The organism is Amycolatopsis sp. NPDC005003, assembly GCF_053600695.1.
This window is the reverse complement of record NZ_JBSGAI010000027.1, coordinates 36751-49197: the sequence shown is the minus strand read 5'-3', so window position 1 is coordinate 49197 and position 12447 is coordinate 36751. Positions and strand designations below refer to the sequence as shown.

Below are 12447 nucleotides of genomic sequence, written 5' to 3'. Positions count from 1 at the left end.
TGCGTGCTCGCGGCCGGGCTGTGGACAACTCCGGCGCGCGGGCCCGGAACTGTCGGTGCTCCCCGGTAACGTTGAAACCGGGGGTCCCCCTCACGGCGAGGGCCGGGTGGGGTCATGGTTTCTGGCCCAGAAGGCCCGCACCGCCTCCGCGAAGGCGCGGATCACGTCGGCGAACGCTTTGAGCCCGGCCGGGCCGCGCTCGTTCGCGAGGTCGCGGCAGGTGCGCAGCAATGCGGCGAAGCACCTGCTGGCGCAGACGACGGCCGACACCGAACTCACGGAAACTCCAGTACACCGGCCAGCTCGGCTTCATGCCGGGTGGGTTGTGCACAAGGTGCGCACTCGGAGCCTGGCTGTGGACAACTCCGGCGCACGGGCCCGGAACTGTCGGTGCTCCCCGGTAACGTTGAAACCGGGGGTCCCCCTCACGGCCGGCGCCCCACAAGCCGCCCGAGCACGGCCACGCCCTCGGCGATCTCCGTCGCCGTCCGGGCCGCATACCCCAGCACCAACCCCGGCCGTCCCGGAAGTTGGCGGTGCCACGACAGCGGCTGGACCTTCACCCCCTCCCCCAGCGCGGCCGAAGCCACCCCGACATCGTCCACGTCGAAGTCGAAGGTCACCGTCAGGTGCAAGCCGGCCGCCGCGCCGTGGACCACCGCGCCCGGCAACTCCGCGGCGAGAGCGCGGATCATCGCGTCCCGGCGACGGCGGTGGCGCCCGCGGACCACCCGCAGCTGCCGCTCCAGCTCGCCCGTCTCCATCAACCGGGCCAGCACCAGCTGGGCCAGCACCGCGTTCCCCAGGTCCGCGAACCGCTTCGCGGCCACGAGGTCGGCGAAGAACCGCGGCGGCGCCAGCAGCCAGCCCACCCGCAGCGCCGGCGCCAGCAGCTTCGACACGCTGCCCATGTAGCACACCTCCGGCAGCATCGACCGGACCGCGGGCACCGGCGCCCGGTCGTAGCGGTGCTCGGCGTCGTAGTCGTCCTCGAGCACGATGCCGCCGGCAGCCGCCCAGTCCATCAGCTCGCGGCGCCGCGAGCCGCCCAGGACCACGCCCGTCGGGAACTGGTGGGCCGGCGTCAGCAGCACCGCCGGGGCCTCCAGCGCAGCGACCTGCACGCCGTCGTCGTCGACCGGGACCGGCGGCGTCGCCATGCCGCAGTGGTGCAGGTGCTGGCGGGCCCCGAGCGACCCCGGATCTTCGACGGCCACCGCGGAAACGCCGTGCTGCCGCAGCACCTGTCCCACCAACGTCAGCGCCTGCGCCACCCCGGACACCACGATGATCTCGCCCGGGTCGGCGCGGATCCCGCGGTTGCGCGCCAGCCAGCGCGACACCGCCAGCCGCATCGACGGCGCCCCGCGCGGGTCGCCGTAGCCGAAGTGGGCCGGCTCCAGTTCGGCCAGCACCGCCCGCTCGGCGCGCAGCCACGCCGCCCGCGGGAACGCCGTCAGGTCGGGGACGCCGGGGGTGAGGTCGATCCGGGCCGGCGCCGCGCGGACCGCGTCGAAGACTTCCGCGCCGGGCAGGGGCGTGATCACTTTCGAAGAGAAGAGGTCCGGCGAGGGGGACGGCGGCAGCACGGGCGCGGCGACGATCACCGTGCCCGCCCGGCCGCGCCCCGCCGCGTGGCCGTCGTCGATCAGCCGCTGGTAGGCCTCGGTGACCACGCCTCGCGACACGCGCAGCTCGGCGGCCAGCACGCGCGACGCGGGCAGCCGGCCGCCGACGGGGAGCCTGCCGTCGGCGACCGCGGCGCGCAGCTGTGCGGCGAGCCAGTCCGCGAGGCCGCCCGGCGGCGCTTCCCGGACGTCCAGCTGCAGGAAGTCCGACCCTATGGACCCCTCGGAGCGCACAGTTTTGGCTCTGTCCATCGAGCCATTGTCGCAGCACGCTGACCTCATGGACACCGCTTACGTGCACGGCTACACCGAACCCGAGACCCGCCGCCTCGGCGACCAGGCCGACGTCCTCGCCGACCTCCTGCACGCCGGGACGGCCTACCCCGCCGGCAGCCGCGTGCTGGAGGCCGGCTGCGGCGTCGGCGCCCAGACCGTCCACCTCGTGGCCCGCAGCCCGGGCGCGCGCCTGACGGCTGTCGACATCGCGGAAGCGTCCCTCGCCCAGGCGCGAAAGAAGGTGAACGGCGTCGATTTCGTCCGAGCCGACCTGTTCGAGCTGGACGGCGAGTACGACCACGTCTTCGTCTGCTTCGTCCTCGAACACCTGCCGGAGCCGGGGAAAGCCCTCGCGCACCTGAAGACCCTGCTGCGCCCGGGCGGCACGATCACGGTGATCGAAGGCGACCACGGGTCGGCGTTCTTCCACCCGCGCAGCGCCCACGCGCAGGCCGCCATCGACTGTCTCGTCCGGTTGCAGGCCGACGCCGGCGGCGACGCGCTCATCGGGCGGCGCCTGCACCCGCTGCTGACCGACGCCGGCTTCGACGGCGTCACCGTCGAACCGCGGATGGTCTACGCCGACGCCTCCCGGCCCGGCCTGGTCACCGGGTTCACCCGCGACACCTTCACCGCGATGGTCGAAGGCGTCGGCGAAACCGCCGTGGCCCGCGGGCTGATCCCGCCGGACCGCTGGGCCCACGGGGTCGCGGACCTGCACCGGACCACCGGCGAAGACGGCACCTTCTGCTACACGTTCTTCAAGGCCACCGGGAGCAGGCCGTGAGGCCCCGGCTCGCGGGCAGCACCGACGTCGTCGACCGCGACCTCGAACGGCTCGAACACGACCTGGCCGCCCGCGAACCCGATCACCGCGAAACGCGCTCCAAGGCCATCAGGTGGTTCCGCACCCGGATCTCGCCGGGCAGGCCCTCCCCGGCGTAGCAGGCCAGCGCGCGCTCCCACTGCGAGCGCGCGGCCTCCGGGTCGCCGAGTCCACAGTGGACTTCGCCGAGCCCGCAGTGGGCCCGGCCCTGTTCGGGACGGCAGCCCGTTTCCTTAGCCACGGCCAGTGCTTCCCGGTGGTAGCGCAACGCGTCCGCAGCGGCGCCGCGCGCCGCGGCCAGGCTGCCGAGGCTGTTGAGGATGCGGGATTCCACCCCGCGGTCGCCGCATTCACGCGCCAGGCTCAGCGCCTCTTCGAGGCGCTGGGCCGCTTCCGCGTACCGGCCCTGCGCCAGCCGGACGTCGCCCAGGTGCTTCAGCGAGATGCTGCGGTTGGGCGGGCTGCCCGTTTCCTGCGCGATTTCCAGCGCCCGCTCCAGATGGGCCGCGGCTTCGGCGTACCGGCCGCGCGCGTGCTCGACGTCGCCGAGGATGCTCAGGGCGTACCCCTCGCTCACCCGGACACCCATCGCGCGCAGGTGCCCCAGCCCCTCCTCCACGGCTTGGACGGCTTCGTCGTGCCGGCCCAGTGCCGACAACGTGTCGCCCAGGTTGACCAGCGCGTAGCCCTCGCTCGTGCGGTCGGCGGTCTCGCGTGCCAGTGCCAGCGCCGCTTCGAGGTGGCCGATCGCTTCGCCGTAGCGGCCGATGCCGCGGCAGGAGCAGCCGAGCACCACCAGGACCAGGCCTTCGCTGGTGCGGTCGCCCGTCTTCCTGGCCAGCGCGAGGGCCTCGGTCGAGTACCGGATGCCGTCGGCGAACCGGCCCAGCGCGCGGCACACGAGCCCCAGGGTGTTGACCGAGTGGAGTTCGGTGCGCCAGTCGCCGGTCTCCCGGGCCAGGACGAGCGCCTCCTCCAGGTACCGCAGCGCCTCCGGCGACCGGCCCACCCGCCAGTGGCCCAGCGCGATCAGGATGAGCGGTTCGGCCTCGGCGACGCGGTCGCCGGTGTGGTGGGCCAGCGCCGACGCGTGCGTGTGCAGCACCAGCGCTTCCTCGTGGTAGCCGCCGACGTCGAGGTAGTGCCACAGGATCCCGGACAGCAGCCGCAGGTGCTCCGGCCAGCCGTGCCGCGTGGCGTGCGCGGCGATCGCCAGCAGGTTGCGGCGCTCGGCCTCCAGCCACGCCGGCGCGTCGAGCACCTTGACCTCCGGGTCCGGCACGCGCGGCCGCAGGTGCCGTTCCTGCGGCAGGACGACGTCCATCGCCTGCCCGGCCGAGCTGACGTAGAAGTCGAACAGCCGCTGCTGGGCCTCGTGGCTCTCGGTGGGGTCGCCGTCCGCGAGCTCGGCGGCGTAGACGCGCAGCAGGTCGTGCAGCTGGACGCGGTCGTCGCCGGTCTGCTGTGCGAGGTGGGCGCGCACCAGGGCGCCGGCCAGCCGCTCGGCCTCCGGCAGGGGGACGCCGGCGAGCGCGGCCAGCGCGGGCGGCGTCAGGTCGCGGCCCGGGTGCAGGCCGCAGAGCCGGAACGCGCGGGCGGCGTCGGGCGCGAGGTTGCGGTAGGACCAGGAGAACACGGCGCGGACGGCGGTCAGCGGGTCACCGCCGCCGTCGAGCAGGTCGAGCCGCCGCCGCTCGTCGGCGAGTTCCCCGGCGAGCGCGGCCAGCCGCTCGCCCGGCCGGCTCAGCGCCAGCTCCGCGACCAGCCGCAGGGCCAGCGGCAGCCGGGCGGCGTACCCGATCAGCGCCGCGGCGGCCTCGGGTTCGCCGTCGACGCGCGGGCCGAGCAGCGCTCGCAGCAGGTCGCGGGCTTCGGCCTCGGTGAGCAGGTCGACGAGCACCCGCCGGGCACCGTGCCGGGCGACCAGCCCGGGCAGCGCGTCCCGGCTGGTCACCAGCACCAGGCAGGTCGGCGAGCCGGGCAGCAGTGGCCGCACCTGCCCGACCGCGTTCGCGTTGTCCAGCACCAGCAGCATCCGCCGCCCGGTGAGCGCGGTGCGGAACTTCGCCGCGCGTTCGTCCGGCTCCGCGGGGATGTCCGCGCCGTCGACGCCGAGGGCGCGCAGGAACCCGGACAGCGCGTCGCCGGGGTCCACCGGCCGGACCGTGCCGTAGCCGTGCAGGTCGAGGTAGAGCCGGCCGTCCGGGAACTCCGCGGGCACGCGCTGCGCCCAGTGGACGGCGAGCGCGGTCTTGCCGACCCCGCCGGTGCCGGACAGGACGGCGATGCGCGCGCCGGTGTCGCCTTCGTCGCGACGCAGCAGGGCGTCCAGCTCGGCCAGCTGGGCGGCGCGGCCGCGGAAGCCGGGGACGTCGGCGGGCAGCTGCGCCGGCACGCGGGCCGGCGGCTCCGGCGCGGCGAAGTCCTGCCGCAGCACCTGGCGGTGGGCCGCCCGCAGCTCGGGGCCGGGTTCCAGGCCGAGCTCGCCGGCGAGCCGGTGGCGGACCTCGGCGAAGACGTCCAGCGCGGCGGCCTGGCGCCCGGAGGCCGCGAGCGCCAGCATCAGCTTGGCGTGCGCGGACTCGTTCAGCGGCTCCTCGGCGGTCAGCGTCCGCAGCTGCACCGCCGCGTCTTCGGGGTCGGCGACCCCGGCGTAGGCCAGCACGGCCTTGGCGCGCCGCATCGCCAGCGCGAGCCGGGCCGGGTGCTGGCGCAGCCGTTCGACGTCGGCGAGCGCCGGGCCACGCCAGAGCTCGAGGGCTTCCCGGTGGGCGTCCCGCGCGAGGAGAGCCTCGAAGCGCAGGAGGTCGAGCTCGTCCTCGCCGGCGACGAGCCGGTAGCCGCCCTTGTCCGTGACGATCAGGTCGGCGGGCCGCAGCGCCCGCCGCAGCCGCGCGACGTAGGTGTGGAGCAGCTCCGCGCACGACGGCGGCGGCTCGTCCCAGATGACGTCGACGAGGTCCTCGCGCCGGACCGTCCGGTTCGGCTGCAGGGCCAGCAGCGCCAGCAGCAGGCGCTGCTTCTCCGCGCCGATCTCCACGGCCTCGGTGCCCCGCGTCACCGTCAGCGGCCCCAGGACGCCGAGCCGGACCGGCTCCGGCGGCGCTTCGGCAAGCGCTTCCCGCAGCTTCCGGGCCGTCTCCGGCCGGGGCCGCCGGACGCTGCCGAGCTCGGCGTTGCGCACCGCGCGCAGGCTCAGCCCGGCACGCTCGGCGAGCTGGGCCTGGGTGAGGCCGGCGAGCACACGCCGGTCCCGCAGCCATCCGGCGAACGACAGGCCTTCGTCCACAGGCGTCCTCTCCTGCGTGCCCCGAGCGAACGTACCTCTCCAGCATCTCGATCGTGCCGCCCGAGCTGTACCACCGATCGGCGAAGATACCCGTTTCCGCAGGTACGGACGGTGACGGCGGCGAGGAGCACGAGTACAGGCGCTCGTCCACCACGGTTTCCTAGTATTTCTCGCGTCCGGTGGTGACGAGGGGTTCGCGGAGCAGCCGTCGAGTGGGGTACGACGGCTGCACCCGCTCCCCTCACACGCCGAAGCGCTTGAGCAGGGCCCGCACGGCGGCCGGGTCCTCGACGTGGGCGTTGTGCCCGAGCCCGGCGAGCGTGACGGCGTCGGGATCGAGCGCCCGCAGCTGCTCCGGACGGCTCATCGGGTCGTGCTCGCCCGCGGCGAGCACCACCGGGCAGCGCGCCCCGGCCAGCAGGGCCGGCATGTCCGGTGTGCCGAGGCCGAACGCGGCCGGGTCCATCGCGAGGCGCCAACCTCCCTCGGTCTCGCGAAGCCCGGCCGGGTCGGTGGGCGCGATCCCGAGCAGCCCGGACACCTTCAGGTAGGCCTGCTCGGCGTCTTCCAGGGTCGCGAACACCCGCGGCGGCTTGGCCGCGAACGACGCCGCGCGGTTCAGGTCGTCCTGGCTCCACTCGACCTTCACGCCGAGGGCCAGCACGCCGGCGACCTCGACGTCGTAGCGGTCCGAGGCCAGTTCCAGCGCGAGCACCCCGCCGAGCGAGTGCCCGGCGACGACCAGCGGCCCGCCGTCCGGCAGCGCCCGCGCGACCGCCTCGGCGAGCGTGGCGAAGCTGTAGTGCGGCAGCGGCGCGGACGGGCCGTGGCCGGGCAGGTCGGGCACCAGGACGCGGCGGTCGAGCTGGACGGCGAAGTGGTTCCAGACGGCGCCGGTCGCGCCGAGGCCGTGCAGGAGGAGGACGGCCGGTTCGCCCTTGCCGCCGGTGCGCATGTTGAGCGTGTCCATCCGCGCAGCCTCCCAAACTGTCGGTGGGCGCGGCTAGGGTCGGGCCCGTGACGATCACCGATCCGGACACCTACGTGCGAGGTGTCCCGTACGAGGAGCTGGCGCGGCTGCGGCGCGCCGGCCCGGTGGTGCGCGTCGACGATTTCTGGGCCGTGCTCGGCCATGCCGAGGTGCGGCGGGTGCTGCGCGACCCGGGAGTGTTCTCCTCGCAGCTCGGCGGGACGCAGATCCGCGACGCGGCCGACCTCGCCTACGTGCGCCGGATGATGCTGAACATGGACCCGCCGGAGCACGGCAGGCTGCGCGGGCTGCTCACGAAGGCGTTCACCCCGCGGGCGATCGCGAAGCTGACTTCGCAGATCGAGAGCTGGGCGCGGGAGCTCGTCCTCGCCGTCGCCGACCGCGGCGAGTGCGACTTCGCGCAGGTGGCCGCCGACCTGCCGCTGCGCACGCTGGCCGGGGTGTTCGGGGTGCCGGAACAGGACCGGCGGCTGATGTACGACTGGAGCAACCGCGTGATCGGCTACCAGGACGCCGAGTACGCGGTCAGCTCGACGGTTTCCGTTTCCGAGGTCAGCGACCTCGCCCGGGCCGCGCTCGCCGTCCGCCCATCACCCGGTCCGGACGGATCGATGCCGGACCCGCGGACGCGCGCGGGCATGCCGGATCTCTACGCGTACGCGAACGCTCTGGGCGAGTACAAGCGTGAGCACCCGGGCGAAGACGTGATGAGCAACCTGATGCGGCACGTCGGCGACGACGGCGGCCGCGTCTCGCTCGCCGAGTTCGAGAACCTGTTCTGGCTGTTTTCCGTGGCGGGCAACGAAACCCTCCGCAACGGCCTGCCCGGCGGGCTGCTCGCGCTGCTCTCCCACCCCGCGGAATACCGGCGGCTCCTGGACGACCGATCGCTGCTGCCCTCGGCGGTCGAAGAGATGCTGCGGTGGTGGACGCCGGTGATGCACTTCCGGCGCACGGCCGTTTCCGACGTCCGTTTGTCCGATGTGGACATCCGCGCGGGAGACAAGGTGGTGGTCTGGTTCTCTTCGGCCAACCGGGATCCTGCGGTGTTCCCCGACCCGGACACCTTCGACATCGGCCGGGCCCCGAACGACCACCTCACCTTCGGCCACGGCCCGCACTTCTGCCTCGGCGCGCACCTCGCGCGGGTGCAGATGCGGGCGATGTTCGACGCGGTGCTCGACCTGCTCGGCCACGTTTCCCTGGCGGGAACCCCGGTGCGGCTGCGGTCGAACTTCCAGAACGGGCTCAAGTCGCTGCCGGTCCGGTGGGGCCGCTGATGGAGATCCGGGAACTGCGGGCGTTCGTCGCGGTCGTCGAGGCGGGCGCGATGTCGAAGGCGGCCCGGCAGCTGCACCTCAGCCAGCCGGCGCTGTCCCAGACGATCACCGCGCTGGAACGGCGGCTCGGCGTGCAGCTGCTGGTGCGCACGAGCACCGGGGTGCAGGTCACGGACGCCGGGACGACGTTGCTCGGCGAGGCCCGCGCCGTGCTGGCCCGCCACGACCAGGCCCTCGCCGCCATGGCCCGGCACACCGCGGACGGCGGCGGCGTGCTGCGCGTCGGCGTCCCGCTGGAACTCCCGCCGGACCTGCTGCCGTCGGCGCTCGCGCGGCTGCCGGACACGCGGGTGCAGGCGCGCCACCTGTCGTCGGTGGCGCAGGTGGCCGCGCTGCGGGCCGGCGAGCTCGACGTCGGGCTGGTCCGCGAGCGCCCGGCCGGGCCCGACCTGGACGCGGTGCTCGTGGTGACCGAGGACGTCGGCGTCCTGCTGGCCGCGGACCTGGCGGAGAAGCTGGGCTCGCCGGTCCGGCTGGAGGACCTGGCCGGCCTGGAGTGGTTCGCCTTCCCGCGCGCGGGCAGCCCGGCCTGGTACGACGAGCTGGCCGCGATCCTGCGCAGCCACGGCCTCGACGTCGGGCCGGAGGTCCCGGAGGAGCAGCGGCTGATCGTCGAACTCAAGATCCCGGCGGTCAGCGCGGGCGGGGCGTACGCGTTCGCGCCGCCCGAGTGGCCGTACCCGCTGCCGGACACGGTCCGGTGGGTGCCGCTGGCCGGGACCCCGATCGTCCGGCGCACCTGGGCGGTGTGGCCGGCGGCCTCGCGCCGGCGGGACGTCGCGGAGTTCGTCGCGGCGCTGGAAGACCATCGGCGAGACGGATCGGGGGTATAAGGAGGGCCGAACCCGCAGCCGGAAGTCCTTCCGGACGGTCTCGCTTGAACCCTTCGACCGAGAATGCGAAGGAGTTTGAGCGATGACTGCAGAACTGTCCGGGGCGACGGCGCTGGTGACCGGCGGGACGAGCGGGATCGGCCGGGCGACGGCGATCGCGCTGGCCGGGCTCGGCGCGCACGTGGTCCTGTCCGGCCGGGACGCCGGGCGTGGCGCCGACGTCGTCTCGGCGATCCGCGCGGCGGGCGGCAAGGCGGACTTCGTCGCGGCGAACCTGACGGACGCGGCCTCGGCGCGCGCCCTCGCGGACCGGGCGCGGGAGCTGGGCGGCCCGATCGACGTGCTGGTCAACAACGCCGGGGTGTTCCCCACCGGGCCGACCGAATCCTTTGCCGAGGCGGACTTCGACGCGGTGTTCACGACGAACGTGAAGGTGCCGTTCTTCCTGGTCGCCGCGCTGGCGCCGGAGATGGCGGCGCGCGGGCACGGCGCGATCGTGAACGTGTCCACGGTCGTGGCGACGGCCGGCATGGCGGGCATGGCCGGCTACGGCGCGTCGAAGGCGGCGATCGAGCTGATGACGAAGGCGTGGGCGGCGGAGTTCGGCCCCTCGGGCGTGCGGGTCAACGCGGTCAGCCCGGGCCCGACCCGCACGGAAGGCACGGCGGCCTTCGGCGACGGCCTCGACGAGCTGGCGGCGGCAGGGCCGGCCGGGCGCGTGGCCGCCCCGGAGGAGATCGCGGCGGCGATCACGTTCCTGGTGACGGCCGACGCGAGCTTCGTCCACGGCGCGATCCTCCCGGTGGACGGCGGCCGGCTGGCGGTGTGAGCCCCCGCGGGACGGCGTCACCTGTCAGTGCAGGAAGGTGACGCCGTCATCCGCGGACCGGCCACGGCACCACGGCCGACGTCCGCCGCTGGTAGTCCGCGTACTCCGGGTACCGGGACTTGGTGATGCTCTCGGTGAACCGCGTCGAACCCACGAACAGCAGGGTCAGCAGCACCGCGCCGACGACCGTCCACTGCAGACCACCGGCCACCACCCCGAACGCGGCGATCGCCCACCACTGCGCCTGCTCGAAGAAGAAGTTCGGGTGCCGCGAGTAGCGGAACAGCCCGGCCTGCAGGAACCGCGTCGGCGCGCGGCCGGCGTGCTTCTCGCGGTGGAATTCCCACTGCTGCTGGTCGGCGACCGTCTCGCCGGCGAGGAAGGCGGCGAACACCACCGCCACGACGACGTCCGCCACCCCGAAGCCGCCGGGGTGCTCCAGCGCGGTCAGCGCGGGGAGCGTGATCAGCAGCAGGATCACGTTCTGGTACAGCGAGATGAAGAAGAAGTTGAACAGCTGGAACTGCCACGGCGCCATCCGCTCGCGCAGCACGGCCCACCGGTAGTCCTCGCCGCCGGGCGCGTAGCCGCCCTTGCGGGCGAAGTTGAACGTCAGCCGGGCGCCCCACAGCGCGACCAGCGCGAACATCACGTCGAGCCGCGCGTCGGCGAACCCGGCGGCGCCCGCGAAGATCCCCACGTAGGCCACCGGCACGATCGACCAGATCCGGTCGACCCAGGAATACTCCCTGGTCAGCACCGAGACCAGCCAGGTGCCGATGGTCACCCCGGCGAAGACGTACAGGCACACCCGCAGCGCGTCCATGTGCTCACTTTAGGACCTAGGATCGGCGCTGTGCCGTACTCGTTCCTCAACCACCTCGAGTGCTCGCGAACCGGCGAACGCGTGGACGCCGACGCCGTCCAGGGCCTCTCCCCGGCCGGCGCGCCGCTGCTCGCGCGCTACGACCTCGACGGCGTCCGCGAAGCCGTGACGCCGAAGGAGATCTCCGGGCGGGAGCCGACGCTCTGGCGCTACCACGAGGTGCTGCCGGTGCGCTCGGCCGAGCACGTCGTCAGCCTCGGCGAGGGCATGACGCCGCTGCTGCGGCTGCCGCGCTACGGCCGGGAGCTGGGGCTGTCGCGCCTGTGGATGAAGGACGAAGGCCTGGTCCCGACCGGCACGTTCAAAGCGCGCGGCGCCGCCGTCGGCGTCTCGCGGGCGGCCGAACTGGGCGTGCGCGGAATCGCGATGCCGACGAACGGCAACGCCGGCGCGGCGTGGGCGTTGTACGCGGCGCGCGCGGGGCTGTCGAGCCTGGTCGCCATGCCCGACGACGCCCCGGCGATCACCATGCGCGAGTGCGTGGCCGCCGGTGCCGAGCTGTACCGGGTGGACGGTCTGATCGGCGACGCGGGCAAGCTCGTCGCGGCGGCCGTCGGGCGGCGTCCCGGCGTGCAGGACGTCTCGACGCTGAAGGAGCCGTACCGCATCGAGGGCAAGAAGACGATGGGCTACGAGCTCGCCGAGCAGTTCGGCTGGCGGCTGCCCGACGTCATCCTCTACCCGACCGGCGGCGGCGTCGGCATCATCGGGATCCACAAGGCACTGCTGGAAATGCGCGAGCTGGGCTGGGTTTCCGGGCCGCTGCCCCGGCTCGTCGCCGTCCAGGCCACCGGGTGCGCGCCGATCGTCACGGCGTTCGCGCGCGGCGAGCGGGAGAGCACGCCGTTCCCGGACGCGCGGACGGTCGCCTTCGGCATCACCGTGCCCAAGGCGCTCGGCGACTTCCTCGTGCTCGACGCCGTGTACGCGACCGGCGGGACCGCGGTCGCCGTCACCGACGAGGAACTGCTTGCGGCGCAACGGGAACTGACCTCTTACGAGGGCACCTTCGTCTGCCCGGAAGGCGGAGCGTGCTTCGCCGCGCTGCGGCACCTCCGCGAGTCCGGGTGGCTCGGCGGCGACGAAGACGTCGTCGTGCTCAACACCGGCGCCGGGATCAAGTACCCGGAGACGGTGCCCCTGGACGTCCCGCTCCTGTCGAAGACCGACGCGATTCCTTAGAGGACCGACCGCACGGTTTCGGGATCGCGGGCGACGACCGTGGCGCCGTCGTCGGCCGTGATGATCGGCCGCTGGATGAGTTTCGGGTGCTCGGCCAGCGCCTTGACCCACTGCGGCCGGTCCGCGGGCGTGCGGCCCCAGCCCTTGAGGCCGAGTTCCTTCGCGACGGGCTCGGCGGTGCGCGTGATGTCCCACGGTTCGAGGCCGAGGCGCTCCAGGACGGCTTCGAGCTCGGCGACCGTCGGCGGGTCCTCGAGGTAGCGGCGCACGGTGTACTCCGCGCCGGCTTCGTCCAGCAACGACACCGCCGACCGGCACTTCGAGCACGCCGGGTTGATCCAGATCTCCACGCGGGCAGCTTACCGTC

At 74.0% G+C, this 12447-nt stretch carries 11 protein-coding genes; 5 read left to right on the top strand and 6 right to left on the bottom strand.

What is annotated here, in order from left to right; genetic code table 11:
* Positions 1-90: 90 nt before the first annotated feature.
* Positions 91-279, bottom strand: coding sequence for a hypothetical protein (locus ACWED2_RS28525; RefSeq protein WP_449693575.1), 189 nt, complete (start codon positions 277-279; stop codon positions 91-93).
* Between the two features lie 146 nt (positions 280-425).
* Positions 426-1880 (bottom strand): MocR-like pyridoxine biosynthesis transcription factor PdxR, encoded by a 1455-nt coding sequence (gene pdxR / locus ACWED2_RS28520; protein WP_449693574.1) that lies wholly within the window; start codon positions 1878-1880, stop codon positions 426-428.
* Positions 1881-1908: 28 nt separating this feature from the next.
* On the opposite strand from pdxR, the gene ACWED2_RS28515 reads away from it, so the two are divergent.
* Positions 1909-2691 (top strand): class I SAM-dependent methyltransferase, encoded by a 783-nt coding sequence (locus ACWED2_RS28515; RefSeq protein ID WP_449693573.1) that lies wholly within the window; start codon positions 1909-1911, stop codon positions 2689-2691.
* Between the two features lie 82 nt (positions 2692-2773).
* On the opposite strand, the gene ACWED2_RS28510 is transcribed toward ACWED2_RS28515, so the two are convergent.
* Both ACWED2_RS28510 and ACWED2_RS28505 read right to left on the bottom strand, forming a co-directional pair.
* Entirely contained in the window at positions 2774-6019 is a 3246-nt protein-coding gene (locus ACWED2_RS28510) for a tetratricopeptide repeat protein (protein WP_449693572.1), read from the bottom strand.
* Positions 6020-6260: 241 nt separating this feature from the next.
* A complete protein-coding gene (locus ACWED2_RS28505) occupies positions 6261-6989 on the bottom strand; it encodes an alpha/beta fold hydrolase (RefSeq protein ID WP_449693571.1) in 729 nt (242 codons plus the stop codon).
* 47 nt (positions 6990-7036) lie between these two features.
* Here ACWED2_RS28505 and ACWED2_RS28500 point away from each other — a divergent pair, with 47 nt between their 5' ends.
* The 3 genes from ACWED2_RS28500 to ACWED2_RS28490 all read left to right on the top strand — a co-directional run bounded on the left by ACWED2_RS28500 (position 7037) and on the right by ACWED2_RS28490 (position 10012).
* Positions 7037-8290 carry a cytochrome P450 gene (locus ACWED2_RS28500; RefSeq protein WP_449693570.1) on the top strand — a complete coding sequence of 418 codons (1254 nt, stop codon included), beginning with the start codon at positions 7037-7039 and terminating at the stop codon, positions 8288-8290.
* The gene (locus ACWED2_RS28495) at positions 8290-9183 is read left to right on the top strand and encodes a LysR family transcriptional regulator (RefSeq protein ID WP_449693569.1); all 894 of its coding nucleotides are present in this window, start codon (positions 8290-8292) and stop codon (positions 9181-9183) included. Before ACWED2_RS28500 ends, ACWED2_RS28495 begins: the two co-directional genes overlap by 1 nt.
* An 82-nt stretch (positions 9184-9265) precedes the next feature.
* Positions 9266-10012 carry an SDR family NAD(P)-dependent oxidoreductase gene (locus tag ACWED2_RS28490; protein ID WP_449693568.1) on the top strand — a complete coding sequence of 249 codons (747 nt, stop codon included), beginning with the start codon at positions 9266-9268 and terminating at the stop codon, positions 10010-10012.
* Between the two features lie 46 nt (positions 10013-10058).
* Here the strand turns inward: ACWED2_RS28490 and ACWED2_RS28485 are convergent, their stop codons facing one another.
* Positions 10059-10838: a DUF1295 domain-containing protein gene (locus tag ACWED2_RS28485; protein WP_449693567.1), complete on the bottom strand. Its 780-nt coding sequence runs from the start codon at positions 10836-10838 to the stop codon at positions 10059-10061.
* A gap of 30 nt (positions 10839-10868) precedes the next feature.
* On the opposite strand from ACWED2_RS28485, the gene ACWED2_RS28480 reads away from it, so the two are divergent.
* Positions 10869-12080, top strand: coding sequence for a threonine synthase (locus ACWED2_RS28480; RefSeq protein WP_449693566.1), 1212 nt, complete (start codon positions 10869-10871; stop codon positions 12078-12080).
* Here ACWED2_RS28480 and ACWED2_RS28475 read toward each other — a convergent pair.
* Positions 12077-12430, bottom strand: a complete 354-nt coding sequence (locus ACWED2_RS28475) for an arsenate reductase family protein (RefSeq protein WP_449693565.1) — start codon at positions 12428-12430, stop codon at positions 12077-12079. The two genes, ACWED2_RS28480 and ACWED2_RS28475, sit on opposite strands and share 4 nt — an antisense overlap.
* Positions 12431-12447 lie beyond the last annotated feature (17 nt).

Excerpts from the sequence above, each read along its gene's own strand:
- pdxR (WP_449693574.1), bottom strand. The coding sequence starts at position 1,880 with ATGGACAGAGCCAAAACTGTGCGCTCCGAGGGGTCCATAGGGTCGGAC.
- ACWED2_RS28515 (WP_449693573.1), top strand. The coding sequence starts at position 1,909 with ATGGACACCGCTTACGTGCACGGCTACACCGAACCCGAGACCCGCCGC.
- ACWED2_RS28505 (WP_449693571.1), bottom strand. The coding sequence starts at position 6,989 with ATGGACACGCTCAACATGCGCACCGGCGGCAAGGGCGAACCGGCCGTC.
- ACWED2_RS28495 (WP_449693569.1), top strand. The coding sequence starts at position 8,290 with ATGGAGATCCGGGAACTGCGGGCGTTCGTCGCGGTCGTCGAGGCGGGC.
- ACWED2_RS28490 (WP_449693568.1), top strand. The coding sequence starts at position 9,266 with ATGACTGCAGAACTGTCCGGGGCGACGGCGCTGGTGACCGGCGGGACG.
- ACWED2_RS28485 (WP_449693567.1), bottom strand. The coding sequence starts at position 10,838 with ATGGACGCGCTGCGGGTGTGCCTGTACGTCTTCGCCGGGGTGACCATC.